Source organism: Rhodococcus sp. AQ5-07 (assembly GCF_009707305.1).
Taxonomy (GTDB): Bacteria; Actinomycetota; Actinomycetes; order Mycobacteriales; family Mycobacteriaceae; genus Rhodococcus_F; species Rhodococcus_F erythropolis.
In genome coordinates, this window is sequence record NZ_CP046099.1 from 71,854 (window position 1) to 92,958 (window position 21,105).

Here is a 21,105-nt window from a genome sequence, read left to right on the forward strand (position 1 = left end):
TCATGATTGAACTGAGGGGATTGACCAAGGTTTACGGACCGACGAAAGCGGTGGACGATTTGTCGTTCACGGTCAAGCCGGGCATCGTGACGGGCTTTCTGGGCCCCAACGGTGCGGGTAAGTCGACAACGATGCGGATGATCCTGGGTTTGGATCAGCCGACGTCGGGTGCGGCGTTGATCGAGGGCAAGCCGTACCGGGAGTTGAAGACGCCGTTGCGGACGGTGGGCGCGTTGTTGGATGCGAAGTGGGTGCATCCCAATCGCAGTGCGCGGGCGCATCTGCAGTGGATGGCTGCTTCGAACGGGATCCCGAAGTCCCGCGTGGACGAGGTGCTCGGGTTGGTCGGGTTGTCCGAGGTGGCGGGCAAGAAGGCCGGCGGGTTCTCGCTCGGTATGTCGCAGCGTCTCGGGTTGGCGGGTGCGTTGTTGGGTGATCCGAAGGTGTTGTTGTTCGACGAGCCGGTCAACGGTCTCGATCCGGAGGGCATCGTCTGGATTCGTAAGTTCATGCAGCGGTTGGCGGCCGAGGGCCGCACGGTGCTGGTGTCGAGTCACCTTCTCTCGGAGATGGCATTGACGGCGGAGCAGTTGGTGGTGATCGGTCGGGGACGGTTGATCTCGGATTCGACGGTCGCGGAGTTCGTGGATCGCTCGTCGGAGTCGACGGTGCGGGTGCGTAGTCCTCAGCTCGATGCGTTGCGCAGTGTGTTGCTCTCGCAGGGGTTGACGGTGCGTGAGGACGGTTCCGGTGTTGCGCCGGCGTTGGTGGTCGTGGATTCGACCACTGACGTGATCGGCGGTCTGGCTGGTTCGCAGGGAATCGTGTTGTACGAGTTGGCGTCCCAGCAGGGTTCGCTCGAGGATGCGTTCATGAAGTTGACCGGAGACGATGTCCAGTACCACGCATCCGGTATCGATCCGGGTGCTGGTGCACACCATGCAAATACGCAGCAGGCAAACACACAGCAGGCTATGGGAGGTGCACTGTAATGGCTGTTCTCAGTGCTGAACGTATCAAGATCACCACGACCAAGTCGCCGCTCTGGTGCTCGGTCATCATCGTCGTGCTCGCTCTCGGCTTCGCTGCCATCATGGGCGCGGTTGCCAAGTCGGCTTTGACGTCCTCCGATGTCCAGGGAGCACCGGACCTCGACACCGCCGTTGCCACGGCCGGCATCTCGGGTTTCGGAATCATGGTTCTCATGATCATGGCGGCCCTCGCGGTCACCAGTGAGTACCGCTTCGGGACCATCCGCACCACGTTCCAGGCAGTTCCGAACCGTGCCTCGGTTCTCATCGCCAAAGCCGGCCTCATCGGTGCCTTCGGCGCGGTGCTGACGTTTGTCCTCGCTTTCGGGTCCTATGCGGTGGCCAAAGCCATGGCCGGTACCGAGGCCAGCACGGGCCTGACCCTGTCGACCGGCGATGACTGGCGTGCGATTTACGGCATCCCGGTGTACGCCTTCCTCTGCGTGATTCTTGCTGTCGGCGTCGGATCGATCATCCGGCAGTCGGCGGGCGCTATTGCGTTGCTCCTGCTCTGGCCGCTGCTCATCGAGAGCCTTTTCGGACTGTTCGGCAGTGTCGGCGAGAAGATCACCCCGTTCCTGCCGTTCGCGAATGCAAACCACTTCCTCAGCCCTGGCGGCGGAAGCCTTGATTTCCACTGGGGACCCTGGGGCAGCCTGATCTACTTCGCGGCCTTCGTTCTGGTGATTTTCGGAGCAAGTATTGTCATCGTGAATCGTCGCGACGCCTGATCTTGTCGCTCCCTCGGTAGGTGTTGTCGGGAGACCTACCGAGAACGAGGAGTGACAGCAGAGTAGGGACCCAGTACGAAAAACCATTCGTACTGGGTCCCTTTCCTGTGCTTCGGCCGATATCCTCCGAAGATGAGACTCTTCGGTGTGGTTGTGGTCGGAATGGCTGGAGCACTCGTGGTGAGTGGATGCTCGTCGTCAGGAAGTGAAGCAGCCGTCCCGGCAGATCCGGTGGCATTCTCCGAGACCGTCACGGTCGACGCCGTGACCGGGCATCTGGAGCAACTCGAGAAGATCGCCGGTAACAACGACGGCAATCGATCGGCCGGAACCCCCGGCTACGACGCCAGTGTCGACTACGTGGCAAACCTGCTCGAAGACAAGGGCTTCGACGTCAGTACCCCGGAATTCGACTTCAGCTCCTTCGATCCCGGCACCGAATCCCTGAAAGCTACTGACGGCTCCGATGTTCCGGTGCGGGCGTTGACATATTCCCCCTCCACGGGACCGACCGGAATCACGGCACGCCTGGTGGTGATTCCCGCCGACGAGACACCAGGTTGCGAGGCCACCGACTACGACGGCCGCGACGTGAACGGTGCAATCGTGCTGGTCACCCGCGGAGTGTGCCCGTTCGGCGACAAGCAGAAGATCGCCGCTGACCGCGGCGCGGCAGCGTTGTTGGTTGCCAACAACGAGGACGCGATGCTGGGCGGGGCAACCTTGGGTGAACCCGAAGACGCCCGCATCCCGACCGGCGGGGTGAGCAAGGCGTCGGGCGAGGCTCTTGCCGTAGCGCCCGGAGACCTCACGCTGATTCTCGACACGTCGACGGAAACGACGAAGTCGCGCAACGTGATTGCACAGACCAAGACCGGCGCGACCGACAACGTGGTTGTCGTGGGCGCCCACCTGGACAGTGTGCCGGAAGGTCCCGGAATCAACGACAACGGAAGCGGCACCGCAGCCGTGCTGGAAACCGCGCTGCAGATGGGAAGCTCACCGAGCATCGAGAATGCCGTGCGTTTCGCTTTCTGGGGAGCGGAAGAAGTGGGATTGGTCGGCTCCACCCGTTACGTGGAAGGTCTGAGCGATCAGGAACGGGCCGACATCGCCCTGTATCTGAATTTCGACATGCTCGGTTCGCCCAATGCCGGATACCTGGCTTACGACGGTGACAACTCGGATGCCGTCGGGGAGGGGCCAGGGCCCGAGGGGTCGGCGGGCATCGAGCGCACCTTCGTCGACTTCCTCGCCGATCGGGGGATTGCGGCGGACGGAACGGACTTCGACGGGCGTTCCGACTACGGCCCGTTCATCGAGATCGGAATCCCGGCGGGCGGTGTGTTCAGCGGCGCGGACGAACGCAAGACGCCGGCTCAGGCCGAGAAGTGGGGTGGCGAAGCGGACGAGACCTTCGACCCGAACTACCACAGTGCCCAGGACAACCTCGCGAACATCGATCGCGAAGCGCTCGCTGCCAACGCTTCTGCAGTAGCCTTCGGAGTTGCGACGTATGCCCAGGATTTGAGCGGGCCGAACGGCGTTCCCGTCGGCGATGCTCGAACGCAGGCCAGAACCGAATGATCGACTGACCGAATGATCGACTGACCGAATGATCGACTGACCGAATGATCGACTGTGCGAGCGACCAGGAGGCCACTGTGCGAGAACGGCGGCAGCACACTGTCTGTAACTCTGAGTTACGCTTGAGTTATGGCTGATCTGTCCCCGGAGGGCACCGACACGACAGGTGCTCCTTCCTCCTCGGTTCGAGGCGTCGTCGACGTCGTCTTGAACTCTGCGGCAGAACTGAACCGTCGGCAGCAGCTCATCGACGCGCTACGACGGCTGCGGCGGGCACTACCCGGTGATCCCGGATTCGGAGATCCGCTCTCGCTGGCAGGTCCTGGCGGTGCCCGCGCCGTGGCCCGCGTCGCTGACAGATTGCTCGATCAGAAGCCGGCAGCCACTCGCGAAGTGAGCCTCGGAGCACTGCAGGTGTGGCAGGCGGCGCTGGAAAAGATGGGCCGCGGCCGCGGTGATCAAGAACTGACCATCGTCTTCACCGATCTGGTTGGCTTCTCCACCTGGTCACTCGAAGCCGGTGACGGCGCCACGCTGACGCTCCTGCGTGCCGTGGCGCAGGCCGTGGAAACCCCGATCACCGACAACGGCGGACACGTCGTCAAACGGATGGGCGACGGTCTGATGGCCGTGTTCATTCGCCCGGATGCGGCTTTGAAGGCGGTGTTCACCGCGCAGGACGCACTCGCGGAAGTCGACCTCGACGGATACACCCCACGAATGCGCGTCGGCCTCCACACGGGTACTCCGCGCCAGATCGGCGACGACTGGCTCGGCGTCGACGTGACCATCGCCGCCCGGATGATGGGCTTGGGCGGCGACGGCAACGTCATGATGTCGGCGACAACTCTCGAGGAACTCGAAGCCGGCACCCTGGAGGATCTCGATCTCACGATCCGTCCGTGGCGGCGAGGGTTCTTCGCGACCACTCCCAACGGAGTTCCCGTCGACCTGGGAATCTGGCGCGTACGCCGGAACTAGCGCACTAGACCTGGAGCCGCCAAAGCGGGGACACCGGACCATGTCCTGCGCCGAGGTCGTACGACGCCTCGAGACACTTGGTCACCCACTCTTTGCCGAACGCCACCGCGTCCGGAACGGAATAGCCATGTGCGAGAGCGCAAGTGATCGCAGCGGCCAGCGTGTCTCCGCCGCCGTGATCGTTGCCGGTGTCGATCCGGGCACTGCTGAATTCGAGGAAACGGTCGCCGTCGAACAACAGATCGGTGGACAACTCCGAAGTACGAAGGTGGCCGCCCTTGACGATGGACCATTGAGCGCCGAGCGCATGCAACGCTTCTGCCGCTTGGCGGGCGCTCTTGTCGTCGACGACCTCGATGCCGGTGATCAACCGAACCTCGTCGAGGTTCGGAGTGACCACCGTGGCAGCCGGAATCAAGGTGTTGCGGACCGCGTCGAGAGCTTCTTCGTGCAACAGCGGATCGCCATGCATCGACGCGCACACGGGGTCGACCACCAGCGGGATCGGTCGGTCGCGGCCGATCCCCACCTCGGCGGCAACTGCGGCTACCGCTTCTATGATCGTCGTCGAGGCCAGCATTCCCGTCTTCGCTGCGCCGACGCCGATGTCCGAGACCACAACGCGCACCTGGTCGGCGACGATCTCCGGCGGAATCTCGTGGAATCCGCTGACGCCCAACGAATTCTGGACCGTCACAGCGGCGACGGCCACACAGGCGTGTACTCCGCACATCGCCATCGTGCGGGAATCGGCTTGAATGCCGGCTCCGCCGCCGGAGTCGGTTCCGGCGATGGTCAATGCCCGAATCGGGGTCTGTCCGGCGGGGGTCAGGGGCAGCAGCTTCACGACGACGAGCCTACCGACCGGACCTGGGGAAACGGCAGCTCGGTCCGGATGGACTCGGTTTCCGGGATTTCCGCTTCCAGGATTTCCGCGTACTGACGTACGTCCGCCGAGATCCGCATCGAGCAGAAGTTCGGCCCGCACATCGAGCAGAAATGTGCGGTCTTGGCGGGCTCGGCCGGTAGTGTCTCGTCGTGGAACTCCCTGGCGGTGTCCGGGTCGAGTGACAAAGCGAACTGGTCCAACCAGCGAAATTCGAAGCGCGCCTTGGACAGTGCGTCGTCGCGGGCCTGTGCATTCGGGTGCCCTTTTGCCAGGTCTGCTGCATGGGCAGCGATCTTGTAGGTGATCACACCGGTTTTCACGTCGTCTCGGTTGGGCAGGCCGAGGTGTTCCTTGGGTGTGACGTAACAGAGCATCGCCGTTCCCGCCCGTGCGATCATCGCCGCACCGATGGCGGAGGTGATGTGGTCGTACGCCGGCGCGATATCGGTAGCGAGCGGTCCGAGGGTGTAGAACGGTGCCTCGTCGCAGAGCTCTTCTTCCAGGCGGACGTTTTCCTCGATCTTGTCCATGGGAACGTGTCCGGGGCCCTCGATCATGACCTGGACTCCTGCGGATTTCGCAATCTGCGTGAGTTCTCCCAGAGTGCGAAGCTCCGCGAATTGGGCGGCGTCGTTGGCGTCGGCGATCGATCCCGGTCGAAGCCCGTCACCGAGGGAGAACGTGACGTCGTATCGGCGCAAGATCTCGCACAGTTCGTCGAAGTGGGTGTAGAGGAACGATTCCTGCCTGTGGTGCATGCACCACGCGGCCATGATCGCGCCGCCGCGCGAGACGATTCCCGTGACGCGACCAGCAGTCAGAGCGATGTAACCGATTCTTACACCGGCATGCACGGTCATGTAGTCGACGCCCTGCTCGCACTGCTCGATTACCGTGTCGCGGTAGATTTCCCATGTCAGAGCGGTGGGATCTCCGTTGACTTTCTCGAGTGCCTGGTAGATCGGTACCGTGCCGACCGGTACGGGTGAGTTGCGGAGAATCCATTCACGGGTCAGGTGGATGTCCTTGCCGGTGGACAGGTCCATGATGGTGTCGGCGCCCCAGCGGATCGCCCACACCATCTTTTCGACTTCCTCTGCAACAGAGGAGGTTACGGCCGAGTTCCCGATATTCGCGTTGATCTTGACGGCGAACTTCTTGCCGATGATCATCGGCTCCAGCTCGCCGTGGCGATGGTTCGCGGGAATTACCGCCCGCCCGCGAGCCACCTCGGAACGCACCAGTTCGGCTGAAACGCCCTCGCGTGCAGCGCAATAGCGCATCTCCGGGGTGATCACACCGTCTCGGGCGCATTCCAATTGCGTCCGATTGCTTTCCGGGCGTTCCCAGGTGTCCCTGGTCGTCGGGAGCCCTGCATCGAGGTCGATGTCGGCGTCCGTGTCGGTGTAAGGACCTGACGTGTCGTACAGGTCCAGATGCTCACCATTGGTGAGAGTGACGCGTCGAAGTGGGATCCGGAGAGAATCCGATTCGACGTAATGCTTGCTACTGCCCTCGATCGGGCCGGTTGTCACAGCGGTGTGGACAGTCGCGTGAACAGCCGTACGGACAGACTTCTCCTGCATGGTGCGCTCCCTACGCCGGCATTATCCGGTCAGGTTCATCCGGTCGACGGCCCTAGCCGTCCTCTCAGCCCGCTGGTGCGAGCCCCCGTGGTGGTTGTATGAAATTTGTGCCCGCTGTCACAGCGGCACCGGGCGACTCTATCTCAACCCCGAAAAAGCGTTTCACTGCGATTGCGGTGGAGTCGTTCGCGGTGCAAAAATTGGTCGAACCCGGGACAGCGTCGTCGGTAGCTGATTCTATGAGTGGCATGGATCACAGTTATGGAGAGCGTGCGAACGCAGCAGTCGCAGATCGCGCAGTTGCAGATCGTGCCGTGGAGGTCGCCGCAATGAACGACATCGAAAACTCGAGAACCGGAACCTCACCGGAAGTCACGCTCGTGGACAATCCGTCGCACGAACGATTCGAACTGCTCTCCGACGACGAGTTGGTCGGCATCCTCGGATACCGCGACGAGGACGAGATTTCGGGGAGCGGAGCCGAAGCGGGCGACGTGGTTGCGTACATGCATACCGTCGTCAAGGAGGAGTACGGCGGGCAGGGACTGGCAGCCGTACTCGTGCAGTTCGCGATGGACTGCGCCCGTGAACGTGAATGGTCGGTGCGGCCTGTGTGCACCTATGTTCAGCGGTACCTCGGCGAGCATCCCGAGTATCTGGAACTGCTCGTCGAGGACTAGCCGCCGGAGGTTGCAAACAGACGATCAGGCTCCGAGCTTTACAACTACCCGAGATTCACGATCACCGGAGCGTGATCGCTGGCGCCCTTGCCTTTTCGCTCGTTTCGATCGATCTCGGCCGCCTCGACGCGCGCTGCGAATGCCGGTGAGCCGAGGATGAAGTCGATTCGCATGCCCTGCTTCTTCGGGAAGCGAAGCTGCGTGTAGTCCCAGTACGTGTACACACCGGGGCCGGGGGTGTACGGGCGAACGACGTCCGCGAACCCGGACTCGGCGAAGGCGGTGAACGCAGCTCGTTCCGGCTCCGACGTGTGGGTCTTGCCCTCGAAGAAAGCGGGATCCCACACGTCGTCGTCCGTAGGAGCGACGTTCCAGTCACCGACCAGGGCGATCTGCGCGTCGGGATCCTGCTTGAGCCAGCCCTCCGCGTCGTCGCGCAGTTTGGCCAGCCAATCCAGCTTGTAGGCGTAATGCGGGTCTTCCAGCTCACGGCCGTTGGGGACGTACAGGCTCCACACCCGCACACCACCGCAGGTGGCACCGATCGCACGGGCCTCACGGACCGGGTCTGCCTCGGGATCCTTGTCGAACCCTGGCTGATCCTCGAATCCGATCTGCACGTCGTCCAAGCCGACGCGGGAAGCGATGGCGACACCGTTCCACTGGCTCAACCCGACGTGGGCGACCTCGTAGCCGATTTCCTTGAAGCGTTCGTACGGAAACTGCTCGTCCTTGCACTTGGTTTCCTGCATTGCCAGGACGTCGACGTCGGATCGACCGAGCCAGTCGATGATCCTGTCGGTACGGGCACGGACGGAGTTGACGTTCCAAGTAGCGATGCGCACGAGGGCAAGCCTAGCGTCAGCCGCCGACAGGATCGGTGGCGTATCGGTAGCGGTGGTGTTCGACGAATCCGAGCCGCTCGTAGAGCGCGATCGCCGCGGAGTTCTCCGCCGAAACCTGGAGGTACGCGTGCGTCGCACCGTTCTGACGACCCCGAGAGAGTAGATCTCCGCAGATCAGCGACCCGATTCCGTGACGACGGTGTTCAGGGGCGACGTGAATGCCGGTCAGTCCTACCCAGCGCTTGCCATCGGGTGCCTCGGTGAGCGCAGCGCGCCCGATGGCAAGCGTCGTGTCGGTGTTTCCGATCGCGCCGAAAGTTGCACTGCCCACGACAGCCGTGAGGACCGCCTCGACGTACGCCGGATCTCCGTGGGCGTCGTACGTCGACAGCCAGTTGTGGTCGGGGCGGTCGGCGAACGAGGTGACCGGAGGACCGAGCGGCAGCGTGACACTGCCCAGATCGGCGGCCATCACGATGGTTTCCTTCTCGCTGGTCCACCCGTCCGGAGCGGTGCCGAGTCGATCGGGGAGGAGCAGCAGGGTCGGCAGGCCGCGGTCACCGAACCACTGGCGTATCCGCTCGATGGTGCTCGCGTCGAAGCCGGCAACCGTCCCCGCACCACCGAGCGGCAAAGCCGAATTGGCGCGGCCGGTGAAGCCGTGACCGGCGCGCAGCAACCAACCGTCGATCCACGCCTGCTCGACCCCCGGCCACGCCGCAGCAGCAGCCGTTTCGAGGTTTCGAATCTCGCCGATGCGAATCGGGCGGGCCGAGAGAGTCTTGAGTGCAATCACCTGATCGGCGGAGACCTGGACCAGCCGACCGTCGCCGCTGCGGACGGCGATGGGATCGGCGCCCTCGAGGATGCCGATGACGTCGGTCATGGGATGCGAATAGCCGGGTGGGAGCTTGTATCGCAAAACCACCCGGCTACCGATCGAAATGTTGCCGTTCAGAGCGGAATTCTCAGTCTTCGTAATCGTCGTCGTCGTGACCGAACGGATCGTCGACGGTGCCCGGCGTCCAGGTCAGACCGGGCTTGCCCCAACCGGAACGCTTGATGATCTTCTTGGCGGCGCGCGCGTTGCGGCCGATCAGCACGTCCGTGTAGAGGAAACCGTCGAGATGCCCGGTCTCGTGCTGGAGCATCCGTGCGAAGAATCCGGTGCCCTCGACCTCGATCGGGTTGCCGTCGGCGTCGGTGCCGGTGACCTTCGCCCAATCGGCGCGGCCCGTCGGGAACTGCTCGCCGGGAACGGAAAGGCAACCCTCGAAGTCTTCTTCCGGGTCGGGCATCGTCTGGGGGATTTCGGACGTCTCGAGTACCGGGTTCACGACGACGCCGCGACGACGCTCGCTGCTGCGGTCGTCACCGGGGCAGTCGTAGACGAAGACTCGGAGTGAAACGCCGACCTGATTGGCCGCCAGACCGACGCCGTTGGCGGCGTCCATCGTCTCGTACATGTCTGCGATCAGTTCGGCGATCTCGGCCGGAGACTGAGTGACCGGCTCTGTCGCCTTGTGCAGTACCGGGTCGCCGACGATTCGGATGGGGAGGATAGCCATGCGGACAAGGATAGTGCGGCGCGCCCGCGTAGTTATCACGGCCCGCACACTCGATCATGGTTCAATGGTTGCTGAAGAACAGCGATGTAATTCGTTGCTCGGTCGGAACGTGGGCCGCGGGGGAAATTGTGAGTTACCTTCGGGCCAGGGGACCGGGAAACTCACGGCCGCGAGAATATCGGTCGGAAAAGAACACCGGGCATACGAGTCTCGCTGACGCCGAGCACAGCAGTCGAGGAGTGACATGGACGGCGCAACCGCGCGTAGTCGGAACCAGTCCGAAGGCACTGGCGCCGACGATTCGGTAGCAGATACAGCAGGCATGCACGAGGTGGGCGAAGACGGCCTCACCCGCCGCGAGCACGACATCCTCTCCTTCGAGCGCCAGTGGTGGAAGTACGCCGGTGCGAAGGAAGAAGCCATCAAGGAGTTGTTCGACATGTCGGCAACCCGCTACTACCAGGTTCTCAATGCCTTGGTCGATCGCCCCGAATCCTTGGCGGCTGATCCCATGCTGGTCAAGCGCCTGCGTCGTCTGCGTGCCAGCCGTCAGAAGGCCAGGGCCGCCCGTCGCCTCGGCTTCGAGGTCACCTGAATCACGCGTACATATGATCGGGCTGTCCACACACTGGCGATAAGGTCGACATCGTGAGTACCCCGAAAGAGCAGCCGTCCGGACCTCCGCTTCGCGCAATCGCCATGGTGTTGATCGCGTTGGCGATCGTGTTCATCGGTCTCGGAGCAGCCTCACTGGGTGGATCGAGCGACGGTGGATCGGGCGACGAGAACACCGCAGCAGAGCAGACCGAATCCTCGGCGTCTGCCACGACGAGCGCCCCCGCACCGGCATCTGCCACTTCCAAGCCGGCAGCGACGACGCAACCCGCTTCGGGCGATACCACCACTACGTCGCGTCCCTCGGGAACTGCGACGACCACGACTTCCAGCTCCGCGAGCGGCGTCGACACGTCGAATATCAGCGTTCGAGTTCTCAACAACAGCACCGTCTCGGGTCTGGCAGCAGGCACTGCCGAGGAATTGACGGCTGCAGGTTGGAACGTCGAGGAGACGGGTAACTACAGCGAGGGCACCGTCAGTACGACGACGGTGTACTACGGATCGTCCGCGGCGGAGAAGGCAGCGGCGCAGAAGATCGCAGCTGAACTCGGAGTCACCGCAGAACCTCGATTCGCCGGCATCGCGAACGCGTCACCTGGCGTGATCGTGATCGTGACCTCCAACTGACCGGTCGTGAAGGTGGAACTGACCCGTCGGTTCCAGCTACTACACGCGCCGTTATGATCAGAAGCACTTTCTCGCCACCTCAAAGGAGCGGTTCGATGGCCCCCAGCAGCACCCGGCGTTTGTCCTGGCGCGTCGTTGCCCCTGTAGTCGCGATTGCCGCTTTCGGCTTGACCGCTTGCAGTAACAGCGAAGAGCCCAGCAGCGTCCCCGGCACGACTCCTCCGGTGTGGACCGGTGCAGCCGATCCCAGCGCGCACGAAAGCGCGGGCGGCCACGGTTCCGAGACGGCTCACGCCGGCGCTTCTGCCGAGACTGTCACCGCAACGCTGAACGGCACCGACGGCGCCAAGGTCGGAACGGTCACGTTCGCGCAGGAAGGTAGCGACGTCAAGGTCACCCTCGACGCCAAGGGCCTGACCCCCGGCTTCCACGGATTCCACGTTCACCAGGTCGCCAAGTGCGAGACCAATTCCGTAGCTCCCAGCGGCGGAGAGCCGGGTAACTTCCTCTCGGCAGGCGGACACTTCCAGGCCGAGGGGCACTCGGGCCACCCGGCGAGCGGTGACCTCACTTCGGTTCAGGTCCTCGAAGACGGCACCGCCACGCTGGTCACCACGACCGACGCGTTCACCGTCGACGAACTGGTCGCAAACGGTGGAACATCCGTCATGATCCATGCCGGTGCGGACAACTTCGGCAACATCCCGACGCGTTACGCGCCGGCACCGGATCAGCAGACGCTCGACACCGGTGACGCCGGCGGACGCGTCGCTTGCGGTGTCATCACCAAGAGCTGACAAACTCACCTGAGTTTTGCATCACTTCCGGCGACTACCACGCAGTAGCCAGCACGGTGTTTTTACCGACACTGTGATTGGATTCTCTGCGTGGTAGTTCCATTTCCAGGTTCGCCGCGCCCGACGCTGGGCGTGGAGTGGGAGATCGCGCTGGTCGATCGCAAGACCAGAGATCTCTCCAACACAGCAGCCGAGGTGTTTTCGGCGGTCGAAGAGCTTGCCGGCTCGGAAACCCCGCACATCACCAAGGAACTACTGCGAAATACCGTCGAACTCGTCACGGGTATTCACTCGACGGTCGGCGAGGCGATGAGTGATCTCGACAGGTCACTGGATCTGCTTCGCCGCGCTGCGAATCCGCTCGGCGTCGATCTCATCAGCGCGGGCACGCACCCGTTCGCGCAATGGTCGACGCAGCTGGTCACCCGGACACCCGACTACGACGAACTCATCGAACGCACGCAGTGGTGGGGTCGGCAGATGCTGATCTGGGGCGTGCACGTTCACGTGGGTGTCTCGTCCGCGGATCGCGTTTTCCCGATCATCAACGCACTGCTGCAGCGCTATCCGCACCTGTTGGCGCTGTCGGCGTCCTCGCCGATGTGGGCCGGTGTGGACACCGGCTATGCGTCCAATCGCGCGTTGATGTTCCAGCAGCTGCCCACCGCCGGCCTTCCGTACCAGTTCGAGAACTGGGCCGAATACGAGTCGTTCATCGACGACCAGATGAAGACCGGTGTGATCACCAAGATCGGCGGCATGCACTGGGACATCCGTCCCGCGCCGAAGTGGGGAACCATCGAGGTCCGGGTCTTCGACGGCGTCTCGACACGCGCCGAACTGGGTGCTCTCGTTGCTCTGGTCCACTGCCTCATCGTCGATCTGGACCGCAGACTGAGTGCCGGTGAGACTCTGCCGAACATGCAGCCGTGGCACGTCAAGGAAAACAAGTGGCGCGCAGCGAGATACGGACTGGACGCCGAGATCATCCTCGACTCCGACGCAAACGAGTGCCTCGTCACTGACGATCTGGATCGCCTGCTCGACGACTTGGCGCCGATTGCGGTCTCACTCGGCTGCGCGGACGAGTTGGCGTCGGTGGCGGACATTCCCCGTCGCGGTGCCTCCTACCAGCGTCAACGCCGTGTCGCGGAAGCGACGGGCGGCGATCTGGTTGCGGTAGTCGACGCATTGGTCGCGGAGTTGGGTACTTAGAGCACTCCGTGTTGCCGATGGTTTCGTAGGGTCGAAATACGGGCATACAGACCGATTGTCCAGTCTGCGTCCATATTCGGTTCACACGGCGTTTACTATTGTCCGGTGTTGATAGACAGTTGGTCCCAACGAGGGGGCGTACCCGGACAGTCGGATCGTTCGTGGTCGAGTTCTCATCGACTCCTTCTGATCGGCACAGCAGCATTGACCGTGCTGGTCCTGGGTGTGCAGGCGTTCGCGTCGTACAAGGGCTATCTCGGCCCGGTGGAAAGCCTGTTCGGTGACTACTTCCTCGTTCCTCGCTCGGCGACCATGCCCTGGGTGGGTCTCGCTCTCGCGCTGGTTGGGCTGAACAACAAAGAACGCATCTACGCGGTATCCGCGGCCGTTGTCATCGACGTGGTCGTCGGCGCGATCCGCTGGTTCTCGGGTGGACCGCTGACTATGGGCACCGGCGGCACCTGGGTGCTGACGGCCATCGCGGTGTACGCGGTGTGGAAGTTGTCCGGCGAGCGTCGACTCAGCGTTCTGCACGGCGTCGCTCTCGGCGCGTTGCTCATCATCGCCGCCAAGGTTGCCGAGACGTGGCTGGAGATCACCATTCTCGTCGGCACCGACGTGTGGGACGAGTACGTGTTCCTCGCCGACCAGGCTCTCGGGAATCCGTCGTGGGTGATGGGCCAGATCGTCGACGCCATGGGCCCCGTCGGTGCAGCAGCCCTCGACTGGATCTACGTCGAACTGCCCGTCGCGGTGATCGTGGTTGCCCTCTACCAAGCACGTAAGGGATGGCCGTCGCATCACCTGCTGCGTACGTTCCTGCTCATCGGGCTGATCGGCCCGATCTTCTACGTCCTGTTCCCGGTGGTCGGTCCGGTGTTCGCCTTCGGTCCGCGTGGGTTCGGATTCCAGATCGGTGACTACTGGCCGAACATCGTGCCCAACTTCGACTTCGCATCACCGTCGTCGCTGCCGTTCGACGACGCCGCACCGCGAAACTGCATGCCGAGCCTGCACACCGCGTGGGCGGTCGCATTGTTCATCCACTCGCGCAGCGGACCGTGGTGGATTCGCAGCCTGGGATCGTTCTGGCTCGTTGCGACCCTGACCGCGACGCTCGGCTTCGGATTCCACTACGGCGTCGACCTCATTGCCGGTGCCGTCCTGTGCTTGACCCTCGATGCGGCGCTACGGGATCCGGAGCGAGGCTGGGGGTGGTTCCGAGTGCGTCTGTTGATCGGTGGCTCGGCACTACTCGCGGGGTTGTTGCTCTCGTACCGGTTCGCTGCGGTGCAGATGGCCGAGTACCCGGCGATCTTCGGACCGCTGCTGATGGCTGTCCTGGTTCTCATGTCGGTCGCGTACTTCGCCACCTTCTTCGCCCGCCCCGGCACTGCACTTGCGGTGTGGGGCGAGCGCGACGGCGAGTGGGATGCCGCTACAGGAGAGAGTCCGGGTCTTCCAGCTCGTTGATCTTCATGAGGTCGTCCTCTTCGCGCTGTTCGCGGTAGGCGACTCGGCCGACGCTGTGCGCGATCACGGGCGCGGTCAGCAGCGTGAAAATGCCCACCAGGACCAACATCCAGATGTCGACGCTCCCACGAAGCAGGAACACGGCGCCCATCAGAACCAGGATCAGTCCGACCACCTGAGGTTTCGTGGCCGCGTGCATACGACGCAGGGTGTCGGGGAAGCGAACGATTCCCACCGCGGCGGTCAGCGCGAGCAGCGCGCCGAGGAAGATGGAGATGGCCCCGATCGTGTCGAGGATGTTGCCGATCACTGGTCACTCACCCGGAAGCGCGCGACGGACACGGAACCGATGAAGCCGACCAGTGCCAGCGCCACGATCGCGGGAACGATAGTGGTGTCTTTGCTGTACGCGGCCCAGACGGCGAGTCCACACATCGAGACCGCGATGATCGTGTCCAGAGCGACGAGGCGGTCGAGTGAGCTCGGACCGTCGAGCAATCGGAACGTGGTCAGTACGGCGGCGATCAGCAGAATCACTCCGGAAATGATCAAGATCGTGGTGATGAACCCGTTCATGGTTGGTCCTCCTGCCGGGGTGCATCGAATTCGTAGTCGCGCTGGTGCCACGGGCTGGGTTGCCAGTCCGAATCACGTTCGAACGACGCGATGAACAACCGCTCGAGATCCTCCACCGAGCGGTAGAACGCGCTGACGGCTTTCTGCGATCCGACGTCGAGCACGTGGACGTAGACGATGCGCCGGTTCTGGTCGATCTCGAGAACCATGGTGCCCGGGATCAGGTTCAGTACGTCGATGCACAGCGTGAGAACCAGGTCGGACTTGATCCCGAGTTGGTAACGCAGAACTCCGGTGACCGGCGGCGGCGACGGACGGATCGCCAGCCACGCGACCTGGATACTCGACTGGATCGCGTAGTACACGATCATCCACAGCAGACGCAGAATCGACAGCAGATGTACCCGACCCTCGACCGGTACACGGGGGAGGGGAAGCAGGACCATGATGATCAGGCCGACGGCGAGTCCGCCGAAGATGTTGCCGAAACTGATGTTGCCCCACAACAGGATCCATACGACCATCAGCCACAGCAGGATCCCGACGCGGAGTACCTGTTCGCGTTTCATCGCGGAGCCTCCTCGGTGTTCGGGACATCGGTGTTCGGGGCGTCGGTACTGGGAGCTACAGCAGGGTCGTCTGCAGCGACGGGAGCTTCGTCGACCGGCACGGGTCGGTGGTTGCCGAGAACCGCGTCGATGTAGATGGACCGGTCTTGCAGATCCTTCGCCGCTCTGTCGCTGATGTCGATGATCCGGCCTGCGAACACCGTCAGTGCCAGGCCGACGATGACGAGTCCGACCGTCGGAATCAGCATGAAGACCGGAATCTTGCCGACGTCCTCGCGGTCGACGAACGCGATGTCCTCTTCGGACTCGTCGATCAGTGCTGACGGGCTGACGTCGGCGAGGTCACCTTCGGGCGCGTCGGCGCGGGCTCGCCAGAAGGCCTTGGTCCACACGCGGGCGACGGCGTAGAGCGTCAGCAAGCTGGTGATCGTGCCGCCGGCGACGAGGATCCAGGCCAGCGCGCTGGCGTCGGCCGCACCGGCCTGCAGGAGCGCGACCTTGCCGATGAAGCCCGAGAACGGCGGGATACCACCGAGATTCAGTGCCGGGATCAGGAAGACGATCGCGAGGATCGGGCTGGCGGCCGCCAGACCGCCGAGTCGGCGCAGCGACGACGACCCGGCTTGTCGTTCGATCAGACCCACGACGAGGAAGAGAGTCGTCTGCACGATGATGTGGTGGGCGACGTAGTAGATCGCGCCGGACAGCCCGGACGTCGTGGACAGTGCGATACCGAAGATCATGTAACCGATATGGCTGACCAGTGTGAACGAGAGCAGACGTTTGATGTCGCTCTGCGCGATGGCACCCATGATGCCGACCACCATCGTGAGCAGGCCGCACACCATCAGTACGTTGTCGAGTTCTCCTTGCGGGAACAGCAACGAGTGCGCGCGGATGATCGCGTACACACCGACCTTGGTGAGCAACCCGGCGAAGACGGCGGTGATCGGTGCGGGCGCGGTCGGATACGAGTCCGGTAGCCACGCCGACAGCGGGAAGACCGCAGCCTTGATGCCGAACGCCACGAGCAGGACAGCGAAGATGGCGGTTCGTGTGCCCGGCGGAATGTTGTCGAAGCGCAGGGCCATGTCGGCCATGTTGAGGGTGCCGGTCGCCGCATAGGCGAAGGCGATGCCCGCCAGGAAGATCAGCGAAGACACCATCGAGACCATCACGTACGAGACACCGGCCCGAACGCGGTCGGCGCTGGCACCGAGCGTCAGGAGCACGAAACTCGCGGCGAGCAGAACCTCGAATCCGACGTACAGGTTGAAGAGGTCACCGGCGAGGAACGCGTTCGAGATACCGGCGGTCAATGCGAGATAGGTCGGCAGGAAGATCGAGACCGGCTGGGCCTCGCTGCCGTCGCGAATACCCTGACCGATCGCGTAGATCATGACGGCGAGCAACACCACCGACGAGACCACGAGCATCATCGCCGAGAGACGGTCGACGACGAGTGTGATGCCGATGGGGGAGTCCCAGCCGCCGACCTGAACGGCCGTCGTACCGTCGCGGTCGGCGAGGTAGAGCAGCAAGCCAGACACCGCGACGACGCCGATGAGCGCGATCAGTGTGATGACACGCTGGAAACGCGGACGTCGGCCGACAACCAGCGTCGCAGCTGCGGCCAGCATCGGGATCAGGACGGGCAGGGGCGCAAGGGCTCCCATCAGGTTGTCCGAGATGGTCATGCGCCGCCACCTCCCTCGATCTTGGTCTGGCGAGCGTCTTTGCGCCGCTTCTCGGATTCCTTCTTACGAGCAAGGTCGGTGGCCCAGTCGGGTACCGGTTCGTCCTCGAAGTCGCCGTCGTGGAGGTCGTCGTAGCATTCGATGTCCTCGAGGTTGACCAGTTGTTCGAGGGGAATAGGGTTGCCGTCCTTGTCGAATGCGTCACCGCCGATGCTCGGGGCACCGGTGACCGGGTCGTCGGAGCGGTCGTGGTCGGGAGCGTCGGCAGGCAGGCGACGCTTGAGGATCTTGGTGTCCTCGGGATCGTCCTCGACGGCGTCGGCGGTGTTGATCTTGTAAGACCGGTACGCCAGTGCCAGAACGAAGCCGGCGATACCCATCGTGATCACGATGGCCGTCAGGATCATGCCCTGGGCGAGCGGATCCGCTATCTCCTCGTGGACCGAATCTCGGCCGACGATGGGCGGATTCCCGTCCGATCCACCAACAGTGAGGATCAAGAGGTTGATGGCGTTGCCGAACAGGAGCAGTCCGAGGAGCATCCGGGTGATGCTTCGTTCGATCAGCAGGTAGACACCGGCCGACGTGAGGACGCCGATCAGGATCAGCATTCCGATATTTGCGCTCATGGTGCTTTCACCTCGATTTCTGCGTCGAGGCGGGCGCCGAGACTTCGGAGTACGTCCAGGACCAGGCCGACCACGATGAGGTAGACGCCCAGGTCGAAGAACAGTGCGGTGACCAGTTTGACGTGGCCGATGAGTGGGAGCGTGAACTCGAAGACAGCCGACGAGAGCGCCGGAGCGCCGAGGAACAGCGACACCAGGGCGGTGCCCGCGGCCAGCGCCAAACCGAGGCCGAGAATCTTGCCCGCGTCGATGGGTACGGCTTCACCGAGTTCGTAGCGGCCACCAGCGAGGTAACGCAGCACGAGGGCGAGGCCCGCCGTCAGGCCTCCGGCGAAACCGCCGCCGGGGGCATTGTGACCGGAGAAGAAGAAGTAGATCGACAACACCATGATGGTCGGGAAGATCAACCTCGTGGTGACCTCGAGAACCAGCGAACGGTGTCGAGGATCGATGAGGTCTCCGCCGCGCAACCACGTCGTGTCCGAGTTGGCGGCTGCCTTGTCGACGATGACGGAGGGGGCGTCCGCGACTCGCGGCGCGATACCGAAGCGGCGGTTGCGGAACACGAGGCTGGCGACGCCGGTTGCCGCGACCAGCAGCACCGAGATCTCACCGAGCGTGTCCCATGCGCGGATGTCGACGAGTAGGACGTTGACGACGTTCTTGCCGTTGCCCAGGTCGTAGGCCGCGTCGGGAAGCAGTTCGTAGATCGGACGAGTGTTTCTCGCATTGGTGGCGAAGGCCGCGATGGTGGTGACGGTGATACCGACGGCGACGGCGAGTGCGGCACGCGGCCACTTGAAGCCGATTGCCTTGCTCTCGTCGACCTCTGCGGGGAACTTCCGCAGTACCAGCACGAAGATCACGAGGGTCAAGGTTTCGACGAGGAACTGGGTCAGCGCGAGGTCGGGTGCGCCGTGCAGCGCGAACAACACGCCGCAGCCGTAGCCGGTGAGTCCGACGAGGATGACACTGGCGAGTCGGTTGCGCATCAGCGTCGCGGCGATGGCGGCCGAAATCATCATCAGCGCGATAGTGAACTGGATGGGTGAATCCCACATCCGAAGGTCGACTCCGCCGCCATCGGTGTCGATGATCAGCAGGAACAGTGGCACCACGACCAGCGTCGCAAGAATCGTCGACTGCGTGCGGGGGAGCGAACCACGCTGAGTGGCACCGGTCAGGCGCATCGAGATGGTGTCCATGCCGCGCAGGGTCGCGTCGTAGATACGGTCGGCGTTGCCGAGCGGCGGGTGCTCGAAATGCAGGCGGCTGATCTGACGCTGCGCGATGTAGAGCGCGATGCCGCCGGCGATGACGATGCAGGTGAGCAGCAGCGGAGTGTTGAATCCGTGCCACAGCGCGAGGTGGTAGTCGGCGTGCGGTCCGGGGGCCAGTGTGGTCGAGTACGGCGTCAGCAGCTTCTCGAGCTGGGGCGAGAGAATGCCGGCGGCCAGACCGAGAACCGCGAGTAGGCCGGGCGCGAACAGGAACAGCCAACCCGGCTTGTGCATCTTGCTCACAGCCGGACTCGGCTTGCTCAAGGTCTTGCGCCCGAAGGCTCCCCAGATGAAGCGGACGCTGTAGCCGACGGTCAGGATCGAGCCCAACACGATCACCGTGACGACGGCGATCGACGACCAGTGGCCGAGCGCGTTCGTTTCGAGAACTGATTCGAGTGCGGCTTCCTTGCCGACGAATCCGAGTAGCGGTGGTAGACCGGCCATGCTGGCGGCAGCGAGGCTCGCGATGATCGCGAGAGCGGGTGCCGCTTTACCCAGGTGAGCAAGTTTGCGCAGGTCACGGGTGCCGGTGGTGTGATCGATGATGCCAACGACCATGAAGAGTGCGGCCTTGAACATCGCGTGCGCCACGACCATCGTCATGCCGGCCAAGGCGGCGTCACGCGTGCCGATGCCGACCAGGACCATCATGAAGCCGAGTTGGCTGACGGTTCCGAAGGCGAGGACGAGTTTGAGGTCGTACGCGCGCATGGCTCGCCAACCGGCGAGGATCATCGACAGCAGACCCAAACTGATGATGGTGATGCGCCACGGCGGCGAATCGGCGTACCCGGGAGCCAGGCGCGCGACGAGGTAGATACCGGCCTTGACCATTGCTGCCGCGTGAAGATAACCGCTGACAGGGGTGGGCGCGGCCATCGCACCTGGCAGCCAGAAGTGCAGGGGCACGATTGCCGATTTGGAGAGCGCACCGATCAGGATCAAGACGATCGCGACGGACGGGAGCCACCCCGTCGGCGGGTTCGCGACCAGTTCGGACAGGTTGTAGCTGCCGCCGACCTGGCCGAGGATGATCATGCCGACCAACATCGCCAGACCACCGGCGGTGGTGACCAGCAGTGCCTGGGTCGCGGCGCGGCGACTGGTGGCGCGTTCGGCGTAGTGACCCACGAGCAGGAACGACAATACCGTCGTCAGTTCCCAGAACACGTAGAGAAGCAGCATGTTGTCGCTGGTCACGAGTCCGAACATGGCACCCGCGAAGGCGACCATCTCGGCGGCGAAGATGCCGAGTCGAGGTTCGTCGTCGTTGAAGTAGCGGGCGCAGTAGATCAGGATCAGCGTGCCGACGCCCAGGACGAGCACGGCCATGATGGCGGAAAGCGCGTCGAACCTGAAGTCGATGTCCATCGACAGGCCGGGAACCCAGGTGATGTGCAGCGTCTCGACGGTGCCCCATTTGTCGATGACCCAGCCGAGGCTGGCGAGGGGGACTATCGCGAGGGGGAAGAAGCCGTTTCGCCCTAACCTGCGCACCACAAGCGGAGCCAAGAGGGCGGCAACGGCATGGGCAAGCAAGATAGCGAGCAAAAGGCACTCCGTCGTGTTGTCAGCGGGCGGCGGGGTGTCCGAACAAAATCGAACCTATCGGATTAACGAGACAATTCACCTTGTCGGAGAGGTTGTCTTTGCGTACATATTACCGGGCGTGGCAGTTTCGATGTGCAGCGAGTCGATTCGGACATCATCGGCACTCGCTGAT

The 21,105-nt window shown here is 63.4% G+C and carries 21 protein-coding genes; 10 read left to right on the forward strand and 11 right to left on the reverse strand.

Going from position 1 to position 21,105, the window contains the following annotated elements:
* Positions 1-2: 2 nt before the first annotated feature.
* The 4 genes from GJB56_RS00355 (at position 3) to GJB56_RS00370 (ending at position 4,330) form a co-directional block, all read left to right on the forward strand.
* Positions 3-992, forward strand: coding sequence for an ABC transporter ATP-binding protein (locus tag GJB56_RS00355; protein ID WP_046378165.1), 990 nt, complete (start codon positions 3-5; stop codon positions 990-992).
* A complete protein-coding gene (locus tag GJB56_RS00360; protein ID WP_019744508.1) occupies positions 992-1,762 on the forward strand; it encodes an ABC transporter permease in 771 nt (256 codons plus the stop codon). Before GJB56_RS00355 ends, GJB56_RS00360 begins: the two co-directional genes overlap by 1 nt.
* A gap of 132 nt (positions 1,763-1,894) precedes the next feature.
* The gene (locus tag GJB56_RS00365) at positions 1,895-3,349 is read left to right on the forward strand and encodes a M20/M25/M40 family metallo-hydrolase (RefSeq protein WP_195849572.1); all 1,455 of its coding nucleotides are present in this window, start codon (positions 1,895-1,897) and stop codon (positions 3,347-3,349) included.
* Between the two features lie 129 nt (positions 3,350-3,478).
* Positions 3,479-4,330 (forward strand): adenylate/guanylate cyclase domain-containing protein, encoded by an 852-nt coding sequence (locus GJB56_RS00370; protein ID WP_019744506.1) that lies wholly within the window; start codon positions 3,479-3,481, stop codon positions 4,328-4,330.
* Between the two features lie 4 nt (positions 4,331-4,334).
* Here the strand turns inward: GJB56_RS00370 and thiD are convergent, their stop codons facing one another.
* On the reverse strand, positions 4,335-5,177 hold the full coding sequence (gene thiD / locus GJB56_RS00375) for a bifunctional hydroxymethylpyrimidine kinase/phosphomethylpyrimidine kinase (protein ID WP_113682324.1): 843 nt from the start codon (positions 5,175-5,177) through the stop codon (positions 4,335-4,337).
* Positions 5,174-6,805 carry a phosphomethylpyrimidine synthase ThiC gene (gene thiC, locus GJB56_RS00380; RefSeq protein ID WP_113682443.1) on the reverse strand — a complete coding sequence of 544 codons (1,632 nt, stop codon included), beginning with the start codon at positions 6,803-6,805 and terminating at the stop codon, positions 5,174-5,176. The genes thiD and thiC overlap by 4 nt, the downstream gene beginning before the upstream one ends.
* Positions 6,806-7,053: 248 nt before the next feature.
* Between thiC and GJB56_RS00385 the strand changes: the two genes are divergently transcribed.
* Positions 7,054-7,485: a GNAT family N-acetyltransferase gene (locus tag GJB56_RS00385; RefSeq protein ID WP_223257849.1), complete on the forward strand. Its 432-nt coding sequence runs from the start codon at positions 7,054-7,056 to the stop codon at positions 7,483-7,485.
* A gap of 44 nt (positions 7,486-7,529) precedes the next feature.
* Here GJB56_RS00385 and GJB56_RS00390 read toward each other — a convergent pair whose 3' ends face one another.
* Genes GJB56_RS00390 through GJB56_RS00400 form a run of 3 tightly spaced genes read right to left on the reverse strand, consistent with a single transcriptional unit; the run spans position 7,530 to position 9,898 of the window.
* Positions 7,530-8,330: an exodeoxyribonuclease III gene (locus tag GJB56_RS00390; protein ID WP_019744503.1), complete on the reverse strand. Its 801-nt coding sequence runs from the start codon at positions 8,328-8,330 to the stop codon at positions 7,530-7,532.
* 16 nt (positions 8,331-8,346) lie between these two features.
* Entirely contained in the window at positions 8,347-9,288 is a 942-nt protein-coding gene (locus tag GJB56_RS00395) for an N-acetylglutamate synthase, CG3035 family (RefSeq protein ID WP_419789798.1), read from the reverse strand.
* Between the two features lie 10 nt (positions 9,289-9,298).
* Positions 9,299-9,898, reverse strand: coding sequence for a peptide deformylase (locus GJB56_RS00400; protein WP_019744501.1), 600 nt, complete (start codon positions 9,896-9,898; stop codon positions 9,299-9,301).
* A gap of 244 nt (positions 9,899-10,142) precedes the next feature.
* Here GJB56_RS00400 and GJB56_RS00405 point away from each other — a divergent pair, with 244 nt between their 5' ends.
* The 5 genes from GJB56_RS00405 to GJB56_RS00425 all read left to right on the forward strand — a co-directional run bounded on the left by GJB56_RS00405 (position 10,143) and on the right by GJB56_RS00425 (position 14,628).
* A complete protein-coding gene (locus GJB56_RS00405) occupies positions 10,143-10,493 on the forward strand; it encodes a DUF3263 domain-containing protein (RefSeq protein ID WP_019744500.1) in 351 nt (116 codons plus the stop codon).
* Between the two features lie 53 nt (positions 10,494-10,546).
* Positions 10,547-11,143, forward strand: a complete 597-nt coding sequence (locus GJB56_RS00410; protein WP_020968855.1) for a LytR C-terminal domain-containing protein — start codon at positions 10,547-10,549, stop codon at positions 11,141-11,143.
* Positions 11,144-11,238: 95 nt separating this feature from the next.
* Entirely contained in the window at positions 11,239-11,940 is a 702-nt protein-coding gene (sodC, locus tag GJB56_RS00415) for a superoxide dismutase[Cu-Zn] (RefSeq protein WP_019744498.1), read from the forward strand.
* Positions 11,941-12,030: 90 nt separating this feature from the next.
* A complete protein-coding gene (locus GJB56_RS00420) occupies positions 12,031-13,155 on the forward strand; it encodes a glutamate--cysteine ligase (RefSeq protein WP_003945034.1) in 1,125 nt (374 codons plus the stop codon).
* Positions 13,156-13,260: 105 nt separating this feature from the next.
* Positions 13,261-14,628 carry a phosphatase PAP2 family protein gene (locus GJB56_RS00425; RefSeq protein ID WP_019744497.1) on the forward strand — a complete coding sequence of 456 codons (1,368 nt, stop codon included), beginning with the start codon at positions 13,261-13,263 and terminating at the stop codon, positions 14,626-14,628.
* Here the strand turns inward: GJB56_RS00425 and mnhG are convergent.
* From mnhG to GJB56_RS00455, 6 genes are read right to left on the reverse strand one after another with little or no spacing between them, the layout of a single operon-like run.
* Positions 14,594-14,938, reverse strand: a complete 345-nt coding sequence (gene mnhG / locus GJB56_RS00430) for a monovalent cation/H(+) antiporter subunit G (protein ID WP_003945045.1) — start codon at positions 14,936-14,938, stop codon at positions 14,594-14,596. The two genes, GJB56_RS00425 and mnhG, sit on opposite strands and share 35 nt — an antisense overlap.
* A complete protein-coding gene (locus tag GJB56_RS00435) occupies positions 14,935-15,204 on the reverse strand; it encodes a monovalent cation/H+ antiporter complex subunit F (RefSeq protein ID WP_003945061.1) in 270 nt (89 codons plus the stop codon). Before GJB56_RS00435 ends, mnhG begins: the two co-directional genes overlap by 4 nt.
* On the reverse strand, positions 15,201-15,773 hold the full coding sequence (locus tag GJB56_RS00440) for a Na+/H+ antiporter subunit E (RefSeq protein ID WP_003945063.1): 573 nt from the start codon (positions 15,771-15,773) through the stop codon (positions 15,201-15,203). Before GJB56_RS00440 ends, GJB56_RS00435 begins: the two co-directional genes overlap by 4 nt.
* Positions 15,770-17,470 (reverse strand): Na+/H+ antiporter subunit D, encoded by a 1,701-nt coding sequence (locus GJB56_RS00445; RefSeq protein WP_069146183.1) that lies wholly within the window; start codon positions 17,468-17,470, stop codon positions 15,770-15,772. The genes GJB56_RS00440 and GJB56_RS00445 overlap by 4 nt, the downstream gene beginning before the upstream one ends.
* Complete coding sequence (locus GJB56_RS00450) at positions 17,467-18,099, reverse strand: Na(+)/H(+) antiporter subunit C (protein ID WP_019744495.1); 633 nt, start codon at positions 18,097-18,099, stop codon at positions 17,467-17,469. Before GJB56_RS00450 ends, GJB56_RS00445 begins: the two co-directional genes overlap by 4 nt.
* Complete coding sequence (locus GJB56_RS00455) at positions 18,096-20,933, reverse strand: Na+/H+ antiporter subunit A (RefSeq protein ID WP_019744494.1); 2,838 nt, start codon at positions 20,931-20,933, stop codon at positions 18,096-18,098. Before GJB56_RS00455 ends, GJB56_RS00450 begins: the two co-directional genes overlap by 4 nt.
* Between the last annotated feature and the right edge of the window lie 172 nt (positions 20,934-21,105).